Here is an 18348-nt window from a genome sequence, read left to right on the forward strand (position 1 = left end):
TGCGATCCGGACGGGACTCGAACCCGCGACCACTTGCGTGACAGGCAAGTATTCTAACCAACTGAACTACCGGATCAGTCTGTTTTTTTATTTATAATTTTCGATCGCACTAAAATAGAAAAAGAAATAGATGCGATCCGGACGGGACTCGAACCCGCGACCACTTGCGTGACAGGCAAGTATTCTAACCAACTGAACTACCGGATCAAAATCTGTATCGATTTCGGATTGCAAATATAGGCGGTTTTCTGATAAAACCTAAACTTTTTTCAAAAAAAATCTCGGAAATTTTGCATCCGAGATTCTTTTATTTCAAAATCAGCGATTTAATTTATTATAAAATCGCGTTTAATTTTTCTACTAATTGCTCTTTTGGAACAACTCCAACAACTTTGTCTACTACTTCTCCGTCTTTGAAGAATAAAATTGTAGGAATGTTGCGAATTCCATATTTTGCTGCAACTTCTTGGTTTGTGTCTACATCAACTTTACCAATAACTGCTTTTCCTTGATATTCTGTAGCAAGCTCTTCCACAACTGGACCAACCATTCTACAAGGACCACACCAAACAGCCCAAAAATCAACCATTGCTGGTTTTCCTGACTCTATAATATCTGATGCAAATGATGCGTCTGTTACTTCTAATGCCATAATCTTATATTTTTTTTATCTAATCTTAAGTTTACAAATCTACATAAAATTTTATTCTTGAAAAATTTCGTTCATATTATCTATCAATTATTCAATAGATGAAACGAATAATTAATTCAGTTTGAATGTAATTTCCTGCAATTCATCTAATTCTTTCAACAAATCTCGACAAATGTTAATTTTGATTTTACTTGCTGGTAAATCTAAATTATTCAAATAATCTTTTGGATCAATTAATTGAATTTTTAATAATTTATCTCCTTGATATTTGAACATAATATCTGATAATTTGCTAAATGTTTCTTCCGAAAATTCTGGAACTTCAATCTTCACCGTCATTTTTTCGGCTTGTTTTTCAACAATTTCATTCAACAACAAAATATTTGTGATGTTTTTATACACACGACCTTGCGTTACATTTCCTTCTTTGTCTTTGAATTCTTTTTTCGAGATATTCAATTTCAAATTCAAGAACATATTTTCCTGCATAAAGTGTCTATATTTCATATAATCGCTACCAAAAACCATGATATCCATCGAATCGGTGTAATCACTAAACGTAAAAATACCAAATTCGTTTCCATTTTTGGCAATTCTATGTTGAATATTTGACATCATTCCACAAATCGAAACTTCTTTGTTAACAAAGTTATCTTCATTCGCATTGATATCAGAAATACTACAATTTGAAGCCATTTTCAATTCATGTTTAAAATCATCCAAAGGATGCGAAGAAATATAAATTCCGACAACCTCTTTCTCTTTCGACAAACGTTGCAACATATTCCATTTCTCACAATCTGGCAACATCGGAACCACATCTTCTACAACAGAATCACCACCAAAATCGCCAAATAAAGAGGTTTGAGCAGAGTTTTTTTGCTCTTGAAAATTTGCTCCGTATTTGATTAGTTTTTCCAAATTAGTTGTCGTATTTTCGATATAAAAATAACGTCCACGATGAAATTCAAACGAATCAAAACCTCCAGCTAAAACTAAGTTTTCGATTGTTTTTTTGTTCACTGTTCGCAATTCGACACGTTTAACAAAGTCGTATATATCTTTGAACGGACCATTTGCTTCACGTTCAGAAATTATCGAGTTTACTGCGGCTTGCCCAACACCTTTTACAGCTCCCATTCCAAAACGAATCTCGTAATTTTCGTTTACATTAAATTTTGTAATGGATTCGTTGATATCTGGTCCAAGTACAGCTAATCCCATTCGCTTACACTCTTCCATAAAGAAGGTCACTTGCTTGATATCATTCATATTATTTGAAAGAACAGCCGCCATATATTCTGCTGGATAATGTGCTTTCAGATAAGCTGTTTGATACGCTACCCATGCATAACACGTCGAGTGCGATTTATTGAAGGCATAGGATGCAAAGGCTTCCCAGTCTGTCCAAACTTTTTCTAAAATCTTAGGATCATGCCCTTTTTCTGAAGCTTGCGCAACAAATTTTGGTTTCATTTTATCCAAGACAGTTTTTTGCTTTTTCCCCATTGCTTTACGCAAAACGTCGGCATCACCTTTCGAGAAACCTGCTAATTTTTGCGAAAGCAACATTACTTGCTCCTGATAAACCGTAATTCCGTAGGTTTCTGATAAATATTCTTCCATCGCATCCAAATCGTACTGAATTGGTTCTTCACCATTTTTACGGCGAACAAACGACGGAATATATTCGATAGGCCCAGGACGATAAAGGGCATTCATGGCAATTAAATCCGCGAAAACTGTCGGACGTAAATCCTTCATGTATTTTTGCATTCCGGGTGACTCGTATTGGAAAACCCCAACCGTTTCGCCACGCTGGAAAAGCTCATATGTTTTTTCGTCGTCAATCGGAATTTCATCCGGATTGATTTCGATTCCTGTTCTCGCTTTTACTAATTTGATGGTATCTTTAATCAAGGTTAAGGTTTTCAACCCCAAAAAGTCCATCTTCAATAATCCGGCACTTTCTGCAACCGAGTTATCAAACTGCGTTACATATAAATCTGAATCTTTAGCTGTTGTTACAGGTACGAAATTCGTAATATCATCTGGCGTAATAATTACCCCACACGCGTGAATTCCCGTGTTACGAACAGAACCTTCTAAGATTTTTGCTTGCTGAATAGTTTCCGCAGCTAAATCGTCTCCATTCGATAAACGTTTTAATTCGCTTACAGCATCAAACTCTTCTGGTTTTAAGGCTCCTTTTAATGCAGCTTCATCTAAATTGAAGATTTTAGATAACTTCATATTCGGAATCAAACCTGCAACACGGTTCGCATCAAACAATGGTAAATCCAATACACGCGCCGTATCTTTAATCGAAGATTTCGCCGCCATTGTACCATAAGTGATGATTTGCGCTACTTGATTTGCTCCATATTTATCAATCACATAATCCATTACCAACGATCGACCTTCGTCATCAAAGTCGATATCGATATCGGGCATAGATACACGATCAGGATTTAGGAATCGCTCAAAAAGTAAATCGTACTGAATTGGATCTAAATTGGTAATCCATAAACAATAAGCAACTGCTGATCCTGCCGCCGAACCACGACCTGGACCAACCGATACGCCCATTTTACGCGCCGCAGCAATAAAATCTTGTACAATCAAGAAATAACCAGGATAACCTGTTTTTTCAATTGTGGCTAATTCGAAATCCAAACGTTCTTTAATTTCGTCTGTCAATTCTGGATAACGAATTTTTGCACCTTCGTAGGTTAAATGTTTTAAATAAGCATTCTCACCTCTTTTCCCTCCATCTTCATCATCTTCTGCGTGATGAAATTCTTCGGGAATATCAAATTTTGGAAGTAATACATCTCGATAAAGCGTGTATTCTTCTATTTTATCAACAATTTCTTGAATATTAATAATTGCTTCGGGAATGTCTTGAAACAATTGTTTCATTTCTGCTTCCGACTTAAAATAATATTCTTGATTTGGCAAACCAAAACGGAATCCACGACCACGACCAATTGGCGTTGATTGTTTTTCTGCATCGCGCACACACAACAAAATATCGTGTGCATTCGAATCGTCTTGATTGATATAATACGTATTATTTGTCGCAACAACTTTTACATTGTGTTTACGCGCAAACGCAAGCAAAGTCTGATTAACACGATCTTCATCTTCTTGTCCGTGGCGCATCAATTCGATGTAAAAATCATCACCAAACTGCTCTTTCCACCAAAGTAAAGCTTCTTCGGCTTGCTTTTCACCAAGATTCAAAATTTTGTTTGGAACTTCACCTTGTAAGTTTCCAGACAAAACAATTAAATCTTCTTTATATTCTTCAATAATCGCTTTATCAATTCGAGGCACGTAGTAAAACCCATCAGTATAAGCCTTCGATGCCATTTTTGCTAAATGATGATAACCATTTTTGTTCTTTGCAAAAATTACAATTTGATAGCCATTATCCTTTTTTGTTTTGTCTAAATGATTTTCACAAACAAAGAATTCGGAACCAATAATAGGTTTTAAGATAACTTCCGTTGGTTCTGCTCCGTCAGCAATTAACTCTTCATTCTTTACTTTTGCAGCTTTATTATGATTTTGTACTTCTGCATTAAAATGAAAAGCTCCCATCATATTTCCATGATCGGTAATTGCAACTGCAGTCATTTTATTTTTTGCCGCAGCACTCACCAAATCGTTTACAGAAATAGTCGATTGAAGAATTGAAAATTGTGTGTGATTATGTAAATGTGCAAATTTTGCTTTCTCGAATTGTGCTAAAACTTCTTCCGAAATATCAATAACCTCATCTCCTCCATCTTCTTTGGCTTTAATTTTCGCAATTTCTTGTGAAGCTTTTTTAAGATTTACGTGATTTAGTCCAACTGGCTGAATATTTGTTTCATTAATTGCATTAAATCGAACAAAATATTCATCTTCAACTTCTAACTCGTTTTTTGTAAAAATACCTTTACGAATCAACTCGAAAAAACAACGCGTAGTTGCCTCCACATCGGCAGTTGCGTTATGCGCTTCGCCAAACGAAACACCAAAAAGATATTGATGCAATTCCGTTAACGTTGGTAATTTGTAACGACCTCCACGACCTCCAGGAAGTTTCAATAACTCAGCAGTCACCTCGGTACAGGTATCCAAAACAGGTTTTTCGGCTAAATTATTTTCATAATTCAGACGATAAAATTCGGCTCCCATAATGTTAATATCGAAACCTAAATTTTGTCCAACAATAAATTTAGCTTTACCTAAAGCTTCGTTGAATTTATCTAAAACTTCTTTTAATGGAACACCTTTTTCGGTTGCTAAATCAGTTGAAATTCCGTGAATACGTTCAGAATCATACGGAATATCAAAACCATCTGGACGCACCAAATAATCTTGATGTTCAATAATTTGCCCCATTTCATCGTGCAATTGCCAAGCGATTTGTATACAACGCGGCCAGTTGTCGGAGTCAGAAATCGGCGCATTCCAATCTTTCGGAAGACCAGTTGTCTCTGTATCGTATATTAAGTACATTGAGTTTTCGTTTGAATCTGTAAATTTACGAAATCTTAGCAGAAGATTTTCTTAAGATAAGTTAAGAATAATTATCTATTTTAGATGTTCAAATCAACGAAAATGAAAAATATTTTCATCATTAATGGAAGCACAAGCGAAAATTCATCTAATCAAAAAATCATAGAAAATTTTATTTCTTCTACATCTCAATATTTCAAATGTACTGTTTTTGATGAATTAAAAACTCTTCCTCATTTTGATCCAGAACGTTCTATCGAAAATACGCCGCAAGAAATACTTGGTTTTAGAACTGAAATAGAAAAAGCTGATGGAATAATTATTTGTACGCCCGAATATATTTTTAGTATTCCGAGTGGATTAAAAAATGTATTAGAATGGTGCGTTTCTACAACCATTTTTGATGGAAAACCTTTAGGAATTATCACTGCGTCTGCAAATGGAGAAAAAGGACATGAAGAATTGCAATTGATAATGAAAACGTTGATGACAAACTTCAATAATGAAACAACTTTACTCATTCAAGGTGTTAAAGGAAAAGTAAATTCGGAAGGAAAAATTATTGATAAAGTAACTTTACAACAATTGGAAGAGTTCATCGTAGCTTATAACCAACTATTAACCTAAAATATGTTTTACGTTTATACTATTGCAATACCACTTTTGATTATTTTGACTTTTTATTTCGTTGAACGAAAAATATTCAAAATAAATAACCTTCTCATTTTAGTTTTTTTATTCTGGCTTTACTTGATTAGCTTATTTTTTTTACAATATTTTAAAATTTTAAATGATTTTTGGAGTTTATACTCCATTTTACTCTTCTTACTTCCAATCACTATTATTGTATTAATTATAAAAATTGTAATGATTATTCTAAATAATTTTAAAAAATAAATGAAACAAAAACTAATCTATATACTTTATTGGTCAGCAATATTTACGGTTTCAATATCAATGTTTGTGTATGGAATTGTAAAACCTACTCAATTCACAAATATGGATAACAGCATTAATAATCATCTTTCTGAAGGTCATCGATTGATGTGGAATTTTTATAGTTTTACCAAAGGGTATCCAATAATCATCGGAATTTTTGAAGTGATTGGTGCAATCACATTACTTTTTAGAAGGACAAGAATTTTTGCATGCTTGTTATTAACTACAATTTTAATCAATATTATTCTACAAGATTATTTCTATGAAATTGTTGCGCTAAATTCTTCTATTTTTTATCAAGTTTTAGTCTTTGTTATCTTAATTATTGACAAAGAAAGAGTGATTGAAATTTTTTCGAAACTATTTGAATTAAAAACTAAACTAAAACCAAACTGGATTCTAATCATTATAAGTTTTATACTTGCAATTGGCTTTAAATTTATTGAAACAAAAGTTTTATAACCAAAAAAGATGAACTTAATTCAGTTCATCTTTTTCTAAAATTTCTTCCGACTCAAAACTCATTTTAAGTTTGATGAGTTCATCTTTTATATTTTCTAATCGCTTCACAACATCTATTTCATCTGTTGTTGTCGCAATTCCTTTTTTACCAATCGCTTGTTTTGCACCTTCTAACGTATAGCCTTTTATTTTTACCAAATAATAGATATTCTTGAAACAATCAATATCATTTTTGGTAAATAATCGATTTCCTTTTTTGTTCTTTTTGGGTTGAATAATTTCAAATTCTTTCTCCCAAAATCGAATCAACGATGCATTTACATCAAAGGCTTTGGCGACTTCGCCAATCGAGTAATATAGTTTATCAGGCAGGTCTACGTTCATTATCAGCGTTTAATCCAAAGATAATGACAATTTTTTAGAGTTTTGATAAATTTTAATGAAATCGTCTGGATCTACATCATTGTAGAAATACATAATTGGATCTACAGGTTCTCCATTCTTGTGAATTTCGTAATGCAAATGCGCTCCTGTCGACAATCCAGTCGTCCCAACATAACCAATTACATCGCCTCTTTTCACTTTTTGTCCACTACGAACTTTCGCACGAGACATGTGAGCATACAAACTTTCGTAACCATTTCCGTGTTTCAAGACCACCATATTTCCGTAACCCGAATTAAATTCAGAAACTTTTACAGAACCATCTCCAGTTGCATAAATTGGTGTTCCTGTAGAAGCTGCAAAATCTAAACCTTTGTGCATTTTATTCACTTTCAAAATTGGGTGAAAACGAGATCCATAACCAGAAGCTAATCTACTTACATATTTATCTGCAACAGGTTTTAGTACTGGCATTGATGATAAATTGGCATCTTTAACACCAGCCGAACGAAATACTTCGTCCAACGATTTTGATTCAATTTCAATTTTATCAATCAATTTTTCGATATCTTCTGCTGTATAATTATCAATTTCTTTGTTTACAGAATCGATATTTTCATTGACACGCATATCATAAATTGTACGATAAATATTGCGATCTTTTTCTTCGATTTCTGTCAAAGCTTCTTCAACTTCTTTGAATTTTTTATGTAATTGCTGATTTTCATTTTCCATTCTTTCCAACTCAGCTAATAATTTGCTTTTGTCGTCTTTGAATTTCCCTGCTCTCGATGCGTATTCAGAATCATTAAAATGATAACCAATCATTCCAGCAGATATTGTCGATAGACATAAAAATAGTAATACGTATAATGCTGTTTTAGGAGTTTTTTGGACTCTTTTCTTCGCCCAACTCATTAAAAATTTCACAGAATTATACTTATAGTTTTTATTTTCCATTACTTAACCAACCTTTTATTATCTTTGTAAAACGTTTGCAAAGTAACGAATATTGTACGAGTAAACTTGTTAATCAAATGATAAAAATAATTTAATTAAATGAAATCCAAAGATATAAGAAAAGAATTTCTGCATTTTTTTGAGACAAAAGGCCACTTAATAGTAGACTCTGCGCCGATTGTTTTGAAAGACGATCCGACATTAATGTTCAATAATTCGGGGATGGCACAATTCAAAGAATATTTTTTAGGAAACGGAACTCCAAAAAGTAATCGTATCGCGGATACACAAAAATGTCTTCGTGTTTCTGGTAAACATAATGATTTGGATGATGTAGGAAAAGATACTTACCACCACACGATGTTCGAAATGTTAGGAAACTGGTCTTTTGGTGATTATTTCAAAAAAGAAGCAATCGCTTGGGCGTGGGAATTACTAACAGAAAAATACGGAATCTCTAAAGATCAAATTTATGTAACCGTTTTTGAAGGTGATAAAGGTGACGGAACATCATTAGATGAAGAAGCATTAGAACTTTGGAAACAACATATTGCTGAAGATAGAATTCTTTACGGAAATAAAAAAGATAATTTCTGGGAAATGGGTGATATCGGACCATGTGGACCATGTTCTGAAATTCATGTTGATATTCGTCCAGAAGCTGATCGTTTAGCTGTTGATGGTAAAACATTGGTTAATATGGATCATCCACAAGTTATCGAAATTTGGAACTTGGTATTTATGCAATACCAACGTAAAGCTGATGGTTCTTTAGAATCTTTACCAGCGCGACACATCGATACAGGAATGGGATTTGAGCGTTTAGCAATGGTTTTACAAGGAAAATCATCAAATTATGATACAGATGTTTTTCAACCAACAATTCAAAAATTAGAAGAAATTTCTGGTGTAAAATATGGCGCAGCAGAAAAAACAGATATCGCGATTCGTGTTGTAGTTGACCATTTACGTGCAGTTTCTTTTGCAATTGCAGACGGACAATTACCATCAAACACAGGAGCTGGATATGTAATTCGTCGTATTTTACGTCGTGCTATTTCTTACGGATATCGTTTCTTAGGTCTTAAAGAGCCTTTTATCTATAAATTATATCCAATCTTGAAAGCTGAAATGGGCGATTTCTTCCCAGAATTAGTAAAACAAGAAACAATTGTAACTGGCGTTATTCGTGAAGAAGAAGCATCTTTCTTACGTACAATTGAACAAGGATTAAATCGATTAAATCAAATCATTGAGCAATTAGGAGATTCTAAAATTGTTCCTGGTGATGTGATTTTCGAATTATATGACACGTTTGGTTTCCCTGCAGATTTATCTCGTATTGTAGCAGAAGATCACGGTTTCACAATTGACGAAGCTGGTTTTGAAGCTGAAATGGCGAAACAAAAAGAACGTTCGAAAAAAGCAACTGCTTTATTAACGGATGACTGGGTTATTTTAGATGATAAAGGAAACGAAACCTCTATCGCTTATGATAACACAGAAGCTGAAGTAAAAATTACACGTTACAGAAAAGTAAAAAATAAAAAAGGAGAATTTTTCCAATTAGTATTCAATCAAACGCCATTCTATGCAGAATCTGGAGGACAAATTGGTGATACAGGATCAATTTCTACTTTGAATGAAACAATTGAAGTTGTTGACACGAAAAAAGAAAATAACTTAGTAATTCATTTCGTTGAAACTTTACCAGAAAATGTAAACGCTACATTCAATGCGAAAGTTGACACAGAAAAACGTAATGAGACAACTAAAAATCACTCTGCAACACACTTAATGCACGAAGCTTTACGCGAAGTTTTAGGAACGCACGTAGAACAAAAAGGTTCGTATGTTGGAGACGATTATTTACGTTTTGACTTTTCTCATTTCTCTAAAATGACAGATGAAGAATTGGCTATTGTTGAGCAAAAAGTAAACGATAAAATTGCAGAAGCTTTACCATTAATCGAAAAAAGAGATTGTGATATCAACGAAGCTATTGCTGATGGAGCTATGGCTCTATTTGGTGAAAAATATGGTGATAAAGTTCGTGTCATTCGTTTCGGATCTTCAATCGAATTATGTGGTGGTACGCACGTAAAAAACACAGCAGATATTCGTTTGTTCAGAATTTTATCTGAATCTTCTACTGCTGCTGGTATTCGTCGTATCGAAGCAATTACATCAAACAAAGCAATCGAAGCATACAAAGATGCTGAGAAAAATTACAATGATGTTTTAGCTGCACTTAAAACGAAAAATGATGCGGTAAAAGCGGTTCAACATTTATTAGATGAAAATGCAGAATTGAAAAAGCAATTAGAGTCTTTTGTTGCGCAACAAGCTGCTGCTGAGAAAGCGACTTGGAAAGCTGCGATTAAAGAGATTAATGGTGTTAATTTCTTAGCGGTTAAAACGAATTTAGATACAAATGCCGCAAAACAAAATGCAATTGATTTAACAAAAGAAATCGAAAATGCATTTATCGTTGTTGGTACGAATAATGCCGTAAAACCATCGATTACAATTTCTATCGCAAAAAACCTTGTAGATGAAAAAGGTTATAACGCAGGACAAATTGTAAAAGAAATCGCGAAGCACATCAATGGCGGCGGAGGTGGACAAGCTTTCTTAGCTACAGCAGGTGGTAAAGAGGTTTCTGGATTAGATGCTGCACTAAAACAAGCAGAGGATTTTGTTAAATAATAAATCTCTATTATAATACTTTAAAAGCGACTTGGTTTATCAAGTCGCTTTTTTTTTATTTTTATAATTCTATTTTAGAATTAACACTTTTAACTTTTTTATCTTGAAAGAGATCAAATTATTGATTGCCGTTAGTATAGTTGCAATTGTTTGGGGAACAACTTTCCTCGGAATTCGTATAGCTGTAGAAACTATTCCTGGTTGGTTTGTTGTTGAAATTCGTCAATTTTTGGCAGGACTAATTATGCTAATTATTTTACTATCTAAAAAGGAATTAAAATAGATTGGCTGGAAAAATTTGTCTTATCAACTTATATTTTCAAGTTTGATGTTAATCGCTGCAAATGGATTAACTACTGTTGCCGAAGAAAATTTATCGAGTAGTTTAGCTGCATTAATCAGCGCAACCTCTCCTATTTTAGTCTTTTCAGGAAGTATTTTTATTGGTTTACAAAAATTTAGTTACCGCGGATTATTAGGTGTTTTACTTTGTTTTTGCGGCGTAATATTTATTTTTTGGGATGGAATTAAAGAATTAGCAAATCCAGAATATAGAACCGGAATTATTTTACTTTTTTGTGCGATTACAGGTTGGGCAACAGGAACTATTTTCACCAAGAAAATGAATATTCAATCTAAAAATATTTCTCTCAATCTTTTTTACCAATTTATATTTGCTGGAATTGTTCAAATTATTTTTGCATTCGCTTTTACTAAAAATTATAATTTCGAGAATTGGAGTACAAAAAGTATTTCTGCCATGCTTTATTTAGCTGTTTTTGGTTCTGTGATTACGTTTTTCTCTTTTCATTATGCATTGACCAAAATTTCCCCTATACAAGTTTCTATTCTTTCTTATTTCAATACGATTATTGCAATTATTTTGGGTTGGTTAGTTCTTGACGAGCAGATTTCATCAAAGTTTATTGTCGCTACTATTCTAATTATTCTTGGTGTTTTTATTATTAACTATAAGCCAGAAATGTTCAAAACTAAACGTTTAAAAGCAGATTAAGAGTTGCGTAATAAAATTTATTTTAATATTTTTAACATAATTTAACAACTTAATCTATGATTGAAATATACAAACGAGTAATGTTTGACAATTACGCCAATTTCTCGGGAAGAGCCCGCAGAAGCGAATTTTGGTATACAACTTTAATTAATACTATATTTTTTATAATATCTTTCATTTGTTTATTTAAATTTATAAATATATCAGACATAGTTTCATATACTATTGGAGGAATAATAGTTTTATTTTTTTTTATAACTCTTATACCAAGATTAGCTTTAATAAGTAGAAGATTGCATGACACAGGAAAAAGTGGATGGTTCTATTTATTAACTTTTATACCTGGAGGAAATCTTATTTTATTAATATTTTTTATTATGGATAGTCAACCAGGTTCTAATCAATGGGGACCAAACCCAAAAGAAACTGATGATTCTATCAACGAAATAGGAAACGATTTAATCGAAAGATATTAAAATTAAAAAGCGAGATTAATTCTCGCTTTTTAATTGGATCAATTTTATCCATTGTTTTAGATTATATCGTCTAAAAATTCCGAAATAACGTTGATTAAAAGAGTTCACCCAAATCGAATTGTCTTCACAGTAAATCACAACTGTTTCGATATAATCTCTTCTTCGGTAATTGTATTTGTAAAAAATATTTCGTTCCGAATATTCAAAAAGAAACAAACCTTCTTCGTCCAATGATTGCGTAAAATTATGTTGACGCTGTGCTAATTCTTTGATTAAATTAATATTCTCACTCAACGATTTTGATGTTTTAATTTCTACAAAAAATCTGTCTTTAATTGTCGTTATTATTCGGATTCCAAAAATTAAAATCATTGAAATAAAAACAATATTCATTTCACTTGATGCATAAATAAAGAATAAAACAAGTGCAAACATCAGCCCAAAATCTAAATAATTCCACATTTCGAAAGGTAGAAAATATTTATCACCAACCTTTTTGAGTTTTGTTTTATGATGAAATGTGGAAAGATCATTTGTATTCATAAGTTTTAGATTTCTCTTAAAAATAAGAAATATTATCGAATTGAAACAATCTTAAATGAATAACAATTAACTATTTTTATTAAAATAAGAAATTTTAATTATAAAACAAAAACATTCGAATCATTTTTGTAATTTTGCACCTCAAAAAATAAGTAATAAATACAATTCAATAAAATGGCAAACATTACATTTACAATGATTAAGCCTGATGCAGTTGCAAAAGGACACATCGGAGATATTTTAAAAGACATTACTGACGCTGGTTTCAAAATTAAAGCGGCTAAAATGACTCAATTAGCAAAACAAGATGCTGAAGCATTTTACGCTATCCACGCAGAGCGTCCTTTCTTCAAGGATTTAGTAGAATTCATGACTTCTGGACCAATCGTTGCTGCAGTTTTAGAAAAAGACAACGCAGTTGCTGATTTCCGTACTTTAATCGGTGCTACTAACCCAGCTGAGGCTGCAGAAGGTACAATCCGTGCTAAATATGCTGAATCTATCGATGCTAACGCTGTTCACGGTTCTGATTCTGACGAAAATGCTGCTATTGAAGCTGCTTTCCACTTTGCTGCGAAAGAAATTTTCTAATCGAATAAGATTACAAAACATTATACAAATCCTTCTGAAAATATTCGGAAGGATTTTTTTTGGCTCAAAATTTACTTACCTTTAAATCAAATTCTAAAAAATGAAAAAAATAATTTTAGCCACATTTACAATCGCAGCTTTTGTTGTGTCAAGTTGTAAAAGCGAAACAGAACCTGTAAAAAATGATGTAGAAAATGTAGAAGATTCAGTAAAAGTTGAAGCAAAAACTGCCGAAGAATCTATTCAATACGAAGGAGCTTACAAAGGAATTTTGCCTTGTTATGAGAAAGATTGCAAAGAGGTTGAAATGGAAATAAAATTATTACCAAACAAAGGATATGTCTATTCTACAAAACGTCTGGGGTTAGATAAAATGGCAATTATGACAACTGGAACTTTTCAGTTTAAAGAAGATGGAAATACAATTGTTTTTCCTGAAATTGCCAATGTTCCGAATGCTTTTTTGGTTGAAGAGGGAAAAATTACTCAGTTAAATAAAAATCAGAAGAAAATAGAATCGGCCGATTCTGCTAAATTTGTTTTGACAAAAGAAAAATAGATAAAAAAAGGTTTCGATATGAAACCTTTTTTTATTGTAATAATTTTAGATTCTTTGATAAACTCAGAATAATTGTTTTCAAAACTCTGATAAAGTAAATGTCATTCCGACGAAAGGAGGAATCTGAGATTCTTCATTCCACTTACGTTGCATTCTGACTTATTATCCATAAGTCATGTTGAACTCATTTCTACATCGCATTATACAAAGTATTTTACCTCAACTCCAATCGACAAACGAAGTTTACTTTTTCTTGATTAACAACTTTAAACTGAATTAAATTCTTAGTTTCTAATTTCTGAATTTCTATTTTGTCATGTAAACTTAATTCTTTCAAGAAATTCATATCAATCGCTTTGATACGATGTTTGAATATTATTTCAGGATCAATAGTATTCAAACACCAATCCAAATATTTGGTATTATTTGCGTGTTTTACGATATCTAAATCAGAAAACTGAACTTTATATTGAATAACTTCTGTTGGTTCAAAATCGATGTTTAAAATCGAATTCTCGACTTCCGTTGGTTTCAGATCAGGAAAACGTTCAATGTGAGATGAATCAATTTGAAGAATATCAGGACGACGTTTTTCTGTATTGAAAACCGCCCACAAACTTGAAGCTCCAATTAATTTTTTTCCATTTTTCTCGATTGTAAAATCACGAATAGATTTTGCACCTTTCAATACTTCAATCCAAGTTTTTACATCAACAAAATCTGTCCAAGAAGGTAATTCATCAATCTCAATTCGAAGTCGATTCATTACCCAAGATTGATTAAATTCTTGTAAATCAAAGAAACCTAAACCTCCTTTTATCGCGTGTTCTGAAGCAGTTAATTGAAAAAGATTTGCCATTTCAGACAATTTCATCTTACCTGTCGGATCACATTGAGAAAAATAAATCTCCCAATTTTTCGTATAAATTGATTTAAAATCTTCTGCTATTGGCATCGATAAAGTTTTGAATCTATCATTCTAAAATTATTTACCTAATTTCTTTTTCATATCCGCCATCATAACCGCAGCTACACCAGCTTCAACTCCTTTATTTCCATGTTTTCCGCCAGAACGATCAATTGATTGCTGTTCATTTTCGTCTGTTAAAACACAAAAAATAATTGGCATATTGTGTTTGATATTCAAATCTTTTACACCTTGTGTCACACCTTGACAAACATAATCAAAATGCGCTGTTGCTCCACGAATCACACATCCAACAACGATAATTCCGTCCAAATTTGGATGGGTTTGCGCCACTTTATCTGCTCCATAAATCAATTCAAAACTACCAGGAACTTGATATAATGTAACATCGTCAGGATTTGCACCCAAATCAATCAATGTGTCTTTTGCTCCATCGCGCAAATTAAATGTGATATGATTATTCCATTCAGATGTAATGATTGCAAACTTAGAGCCCGCTACATTTGGTAATTCTGCTTTATTATATTGAGATAAATTTTTATTTTCTGTTGCCATTTTGTTTAAAATTTGAATGGTAAAATTACAAAAATGATTTAGGATAAACTTTGATTTGAGTCAATAAAAAAAGCCGAACAACTTGTTCGGCTTTTAATTATCTTTTGAAGTGAATTATTTCGCAGTTTCAGAAGCGTATTTTAAACGCTCAATAAACTTCGCAGTTTCACCATTATTCGCATTTGGATATTTATCCTCTAAAGCTTGAAAATATTTTAAAGCATCAGCATCTTTACCTAATTCCATTGCAATTTCACCTGCCTTTGTGTAGTAAGTTGATTGTAAAGTTTCAACTTCTGTCGCTTCAGCAGCTTTTACATAGTAAGGTAAACCTTCTTCCAATTTGTTAGAAGCAACTAATGCATTTCCTAACATACCATATTTTTGCGCTAACATTACATTGTCATCAGTGTCAAAATCTTCTAATAATTTTACAGCAGATGCGTAATCTCCTAATTTATAATAAGAACTTGCCGCTTTGAAACGTGCTAAATTACCCGCATCAGTATTTCCATATTCATCAACAATTTGTTGTAAACCTTGGAAGCTTCCTGCGCTACCATTAAGAGCGACGTTAATAGAATCTTGATCGAAAAGACGTTCTGCTTGAACCATTTCTTTGAAAGCGTCATCCGATTTAGGTTCTACGACTAATTTTAAGTAAGCAAAATAACCTAAAACAGCTACAATAATTACTCCTAAACCAATACCAATTGCTTTAGCATATTTTTCAACAAAGAACTCTACGTTGAAAGCTGTTCTATCTAATTTTTCTACGAATTGCTCTGTTGCGAATTCTTCTTTTTTATTATTTTTTGCCATTTTAATAATTTACGAGGTTGCAAAAATACAATTTGGAACAAATATATCCAATAAATTTATTTACAAACAACCTTTTAGAATAAATATGCTACTGATAAGTTCAACATTTGTGGACGATTTTCTGTTCTATATTGTCCTTTTGATCCATTCAAAATGTCAGATCCAACTTTTCCTAAACCGAATTCGTAACGTAAATCGAATAATAATTTAGAAACTTCCACACCTGCACCAATTTGCATTCCGACATTAAATTCGTCTTGTTTTGCAGTTGTAAAATCTTTTACAGATAATTTATCATCAAAATAGTATGAGAAAACTGGTCCTGCTTGAACGTGTCCGATTCCTAAAAATCTTTTTCCAACATTTACAGGAATATCTAAACGTTTTTTAGTTACATCAAGATTTTGTCCATCAACATCATATTCGTTTTTGAATTGCGTATACAATAACTCTGGCTGAATGTAAATTCCTGCTAAAGAAACGCGCGCTAAAGCACCCGCTTGAAATCCAGCAGAAGCTTTTCCATCTCTCTTGAAAATATTTCCATCATCTTCCCAAACTTTTCCTTTATCTGTATTGAAAACAGCTCCACCTTTGATACCAAAATCGATATTTTGTGCTGTAGCAAAATTTGCAGCTAAACCTACAATTGCAGTTAAAATTAATTTTTTCATAGAATTTTTATTTTTATTGATTTATTGTTGCTCTTTTAATAAGGCTTCTCTTAATTTCTTGAAAAGATTTGACGAATATACAAAATCAATTACATTTGGATTATCAGCCACCAAAATCTCCTCTTTTGTACCTTCCCATTCCAAGAAACCATTTTTTAAGAAAACAATATGATCTCCAATTTCCATCACCGAGTTCATATCGTGTGTATTTACAACGGTTGTTGTGTTATATTCTTTTGTGATATCATAAATTAATTGGTCGATAACTAAAGCCGTTTTTGGGTCAAGACCAGAGTTTGGTTCATCAGCAAATAAATATTTTGGATTATTTACAATCGCACGCGCAATTGCCACACGTTTTTGCATTCCTCCAGATATTTCTGACGGATATTTTTTAAGTGCTGTACGAGCTATTTCTACACGGTCTAACACTTCACGTGCACGTTTTTCGGCATCTGCATTTGACATATCCGAAAACATTTGCAATGGAAATTTTACATTTTCGACAATATTCATCGTATCATACAAAGCCGAACCTTGAAAAACTACTCCAATTTCTGAACGTAAACGTTGTTTTTCTTTGTAATCAAACTCGATCATATTATCTCCTTCGTACAAAATTTGACCTGAAGTTGGCGTTAATAATCCAATCAAATTTTTCAAAAAAACAGTTTTTCCAGAACCACTTTGACCAATAATTAAACTAACTTTTCCTTTCTCGAAAGTGACAGAAAAACCTTTCAGTACTTCTACTGCATCAAATGATTTTCTGATATCTTTTACTTCAATCATTAGCTCAAAATTGTTTGTGTTAATATTAAATTGATCACAATAATTGCTACTGATGTCCATACAACAGCTGTTGTTGCAGAACGACCAACTTCTAACGAACCTCCTTTTACTTTATAACCATAATATGCCGGAATTGTTGCGATAACAAACGCGAATACCATTGTTTTAAGGAATGTATAGACAAACAATTTTGTTGCCATATTCATTTGTAAACCTGTAATAAAATCGGCCGCTGACCATAGTTTTGTAAAAACACCAATGTAGTAACCTCCTAATAATCCAAATCCAATAGAAATCATAACCAATAAAGGATTGAAAAATACACAGGCGATAATTTTTGGTAAAATCAAGAAGTTTGCAGAATTGATTCCCATAACATCTAACGCATCAATTTGTTCGGTAACACGCATGGTTCCAATACTCGAAGCGATGTACGAACCTACTTTACCAACTAAAATTAGCGACATAATGGTTGGAGCAAACTCTAATACCAAAACCACTTTGGTTGCATAACCAATGTAGGCATCTGGAACAGGAATAGAAGCTCCTTGAAAGTTTTGTGCCATTTGTATTGCTACAACTGCACCCATAAATGTTGAGATAAAGGTTACAATCCCTAAAGAGTTGACACCTAAATCATATATTTCTCTAACGGTCAATTTCCAGAAAACGCTCAATTTTTGAGGTTTGCTAAATACTTTACCCATAAGCATAAAGTATGACCCTAAATTTTCGATTAGTTTCATTACGACAAAATTAATATTTTTATTGGAAA

17 protein-coding genes, 2 tRNA genes and 1 pseudogene are annotated in these 18348 nt (G+C 32.5%); 7 read left to right on the plus strand and 13 right to left on the minus strand.

Going from position 1 to position 18348, the window contains the following annotated elements:
* Positions 1–2: 2 nt before the first annotated feature.
* The 4 genes from HXZ69_RS04170 to dnaE form a co-directional block, all read right to left on the minus strand.
* Positions 3–76: transfer RNA gene (locus HXZ69_RS04170), tRNA-Asp, on the minus strand.
* Between the two features lie 57 nt (positions 77–133).
* Positions 134–207: transfer RNA gene (locus tag HXZ69_RS04175), tRNA-Asp, on the minus strand.
* A gap of 127 nt (positions 208–334) precedes the next feature.
* Positions 335–652, minus strand: a complete 318-nt coding sequence (gene trxA, locus HXZ69_RS04180) for a thioredoxin (protein ID WP_038331009.1) — start codon at positions 650–652, stop codon at positions 335–337.
* Between the two features lie 111 nt (positions 653–763).
* Positions 764–5164, minus strand: coding sequence for a DNA polymerase III subunit alpha (dnaE, locus tag HXZ69_RS04185; protein ID WP_286495125.1), 4401 nt, complete (start codon positions 5162–5164; stop codon positions 764–766).
* A 102-nt stretch (positions 5165–5266) separates the two neighbouring features.
* Here dnaE and HXZ69_RS04190 point away from each other — a divergent pair, with 102 nt between their 5' ends.
* Together HXZ69_RS04190 and HXZ69_RS04195 are read left to right on the plus strand one after the other, a co-directional pair.
* The gene (locus tag HXZ69_RS04190) at positions 5267–5791 is read left to right on the plus strand and encodes an NADPH-dependent FMN reductase (RefSeq protein ID WP_115001941.1); all 525 of its coding nucleotides are present in this window, start codon (positions 5267–5269) and stop codon (positions 5789–5791) included.
* Positions 5792–6061: 270 nt separating this feature from the next.
* The gene (locus HXZ69_RS04195) at positions 6062–6565 is read left to right on the plus strand and encodes a hypothetical protein (protein WP_038331001.1); all 504 of its coding nucleotides are present in this window, start codon (positions 6062–6064) and stop codon (positions 6563–6565) included.
* Positions 6566–6580: 15 nt separating this feature from the next.
* Here HXZ69_RS04195 and HXZ69_RS04200 read toward each other — a convergent pair whose 3' ends face one another.
* Both HXZ69_RS04200 and HXZ69_RS04205 read right to left on the minus strand, forming a co-directional pair.
* Positions 6581–6949 (minus strand): MerR family transcriptional regulator, encoded by a 369-nt coding sequence (locus tag HXZ69_RS04200; RefSeq protein ID WP_038331000.1) that lies wholly within the window; start codon positions 6947–6949, stop codon positions 6581–6583.
* Positions 6950–6958: 9 nt separating this feature from the next.
* Positions 6959–7909, minus strand: a complete 951-nt coding sequence (locus HXZ69_RS04205) for a M23 family metallopeptidase (RefSeq protein WP_038330999.1) — start codon at positions 7907–7909, stop codon at positions 6959–6961.
* 99 nt (positions 7910–8008) lie between these two features.
* Between HXZ69_RS04205 and alaS the strand changes: the two genes are divergently transcribed.
* The 3 genes and pseudogenes from alaS to HXZ69_RS04220 all read left to right on the plus strand — a co-directional run bounded on the left by alaS (position 8009) and on the right by HXZ69_RS04220 (position 12109).
* Positions 8009–10618: an alanine--tRNA ligase gene (gene alaS, locus HXZ69_RS04210; RefSeq protein WP_286495128.1), complete on the plus strand. Its 2610-nt coding sequence runs from the start codon at positions 8009–8011 to the stop codon at positions 10616–10618.
* A 103-nt stretch (positions 10619–10721) separates the two neighbouring features.
* Positions 10722–11633, plus strand: a pseudogene (locus HXZ69_RS04215) (DMT family transporter).
* A gap of 80 nt (positions 11634–11713) precedes the next feature.
* A complete protein-coding gene (locus HXZ69_RS04220) occupies positions 11714–12109 on the plus strand; it encodes a DUF805 domain-containing protein (RefSeq protein ID WP_244958051.1) in 396 nt (131 codons plus the stop codon).
* A gap of 15 nt (positions 12110–12124) precedes the next feature.
* Here the strand turns inward: HXZ69_RS04220 and HXZ69_RS04225 are convergent, their stop codons facing one another.
* Positions 12125–12652 (minus strand): hypothetical protein, encoded by a 528-nt coding sequence (locus tag HXZ69_RS04225; RefSeq protein WP_219033790.1) that lies wholly within the window; start codon positions 12650–12652, stop codon positions 12125–12127.
* Between the two features lie 174 nt (positions 12653–12826).
* Here HXZ69_RS04225 and HXZ69_RS04230 point away from each other — a divergent pair, with 174 nt between their 5' ends.
* Entirely contained in the window at positions 12827–13243 is a 417-nt protein-coding gene (locus HXZ69_RS04230; protein ID WP_038330990.1) for a nucleoside-diphosphate kinase, read from the plus strand.
* A 100-nt stretch (positions 13244–13343) separates the two neighbouring features.
* Positions 13344–13802: a copper resistance protein NlpE N-terminal domain-containing protein gene (locus HXZ69_RS04235; RefSeq protein ID WP_180905775.1), complete on the plus strand. Its 459-nt coding sequence runs from the start codon at positions 13344–13346 to the stop codon at positions 13800–13802.
* Positions 13803–14016: 214 nt separating this feature from the next.
* On the opposite strand, the gene HXZ69_RS04240 is transcribed toward HXZ69_RS04235, so the two are convergent.
* From HXZ69_RS04240 to HXZ69_RS04265, 6 genes are all read right to left on the minus strand, one after another.
* Entirely contained in the window at positions 14017–14757 is a 741-nt protein-coding gene (locus tag HXZ69_RS04240) for an acyl-[acyl-carrier-protein] thioesterase (protein ID WP_219033792.1), read from the minus strand.
* Positions 14758–14787: 30 nt separating this feature from the next.
* Positions 14788–15285, minus strand: a complete 498-nt coding sequence (gene ribH / locus HXZ69_RS04245) for a 6,7-dimethyl-8-ribityllumazine synthase (RefSeq protein WP_114998794.1) — start codon at positions 15283–15285, stop codon at positions 14788–14790.
* Between the two features lie 114 nt (positions 15286–15399).
* Positions 15400–16107 (minus strand): tetratricopeptide repeat protein, encoded by a 708-nt coding sequence (locus HXZ69_RS04250; protein ID WP_280045471.1) that lies wholly within the window; start codon positions 16105–16107, stop codon positions 15400–15402.
* 74 nt (positions 16108–16181) lie between these two features.
* Entirely contained in the window at positions 16182–16781 is a 600-nt protein-coding gene (locus HXZ69_RS04255; RefSeq protein WP_286495129.1) for a porin family protein, read from the minus strand.
* 21 nt (positions 16782–16802) lie between these two features.
* Positions 16803–17573 carry an ABC transporter ATP-binding protein gene (locus HXZ69_RS04260; RefSeq protein WP_280045469.1) on the minus strand — a complete coding sequence of 257 codons (771 nt, stop codon included), beginning with the start codon at positions 17571–17573 and terminating at the stop codon, positions 16803–16805.
* Positions 17573–18319 (minus strand): MlaE family ABC transporter permease, encoded by a 747-nt coding sequence (locus tag HXZ69_RS04265; protein ID WP_171622564.1) that lies wholly within the window; start codon positions 18317–18319, stop codon positions 17573–17575. The genes HXZ69_RS04260 and HXZ69_RS04265 overlap by 1 nt, the downstream gene beginning before the upstream one ends.
* Between the last annotated feature and the right edge of the window lie 29 nt (positions 18320–18348).

This window comes from Empedobacter sp. R132-2 (genome assembly GCF_030324375.1).
Lineage (GTDB): Bacteria > Bacteroidota > Bacteroidia > Flavobacteriales > Weeksellaceae > Empedobacter > Empedobacter falsenii_B.

What these genes read in the sequence shown, in the direction of transcription:
- HXZ69_RS04225 (WP_219033790.1), bottom strand. Translation starts at nt 12,652, where the DNA reads ATGAATACAAATGATCTTTCCACATTTCATCATAAAACAAAACTCAAA.
- ribH (WP_114998794.1), bottom strand. Translation starts at nt 15,285, where the DNA reads ATGGCAACAGAAAATAAAAATTTATCTCAATATAATAAAGCAGAATTA.
- dnaE (WP_286495125.1), bottom strand. Translation starts at nt 5,164, where the DNA reads ATGTACTTAATATACGATACAGAGACAACTGGTCTTCCGAAAGATTGG.
- HXZ69_RS04205 (WP_038330999.1), bottom strand. Translation starts at nt 7,909, where the DNA reads ATGGAAAATAAAAACTATAAGTATAATTCTGTGAAATTTTTAATGAGT.
- HXZ69_RS04250 (WP_280045471.1), bottom strand. Translation starts at nt 16,107, where the DNA reads ATGGCAAAAAATAATAAAAAAGAAGAATTCGCAACAGAGCAATTCGTA.
- HXZ69_RS04230 (WP_038330990.1), top strand. Translation starts at nt 12,827, where the DNA reads ATGGCAAACATTACATTTACAATGATTAAGCCTGATGCAGTTGCAAAA.
- HXZ69_RS04255 (WP_286495129.1), bottom strand. Translation starts at nt 16,781, where the DNA reads ATGAAAAAATTAATTTTAACTGCAATTGTAGGTTTAGCTGCAAATTTT.
- HXZ69_RS04265 (WP_171622564.1), bottom strand. Translation starts at nt 18,319, where the DNA reads ATGAAACTAATCGAAAATTTAGGGTCATACTTTATGCTTATGGGTAAA.
- HXZ69_RS04260 (WP_280045469.1), bottom strand. Translation starts at nt 17,573, where the DNA reads ATGATTGAAGTAAAAGATATCAGAAAATCATTTGATGCAGTAGAAGTA.
- HXZ69_RS04220 (WP_244958051.1), top strand. Translation starts at nt 11,714, where the DNA reads ATGTTTGACAATTACGCCAATTTCTCGGGAAGAGCCCGCAGAAGCGAA.
- HXZ69_RS04195 (WP_038331001.1), top strand. Translation starts at nt 6,062, where the DNA reads ATGAAACAAAAACTAATCTATATACTTTATTGGTCAGCAATATTTACG.
- trxA (WP_038331009.1), bottom strand. Translation starts at nt 652, where the DNA reads ATGGCATTAGAAGTAACAGACGCATCATTTGCATCAGATATTATAGAG.
- HXZ69_RS04240 (WP_219033792.1), bottom strand. Translation starts at nt 14,757, where the DNA reads ATGCCAATAGCAGAAGATTTTAAATCAATTTATACGAAAAATTGGGAG.
- alaS (WP_286495128.1), top strand. Translation starts at nt 8,009, where the DNA reads ATGAAATCCAAAGATATAAGAAAAGAATTTCTGCATTTTTTTGAGACA.
- HXZ69_RS04235 (WP_180905775.1), top strand. Translation starts at nt 13,344, where the DNA reads ATGAAAAAAATAATTTTAGCCACATTTACAATCGCAGCTTTTGTTGTG.
- HXZ69_RS04190 (WP_115001941.1), top strand. Translation starts at nt 5,267, where the DNA reads ATGAAAAATATTTTCATCATTAATGGAAGCACAAGCGAAAATTCATCT.
- HXZ69_RS04200 (WP_038331000.1), bottom strand. Translation starts at nt 6,949, where the DNA reads ATGAACGTAGACCTGCCTGATAAACTATATTACTCGATTGGCGAAGTC.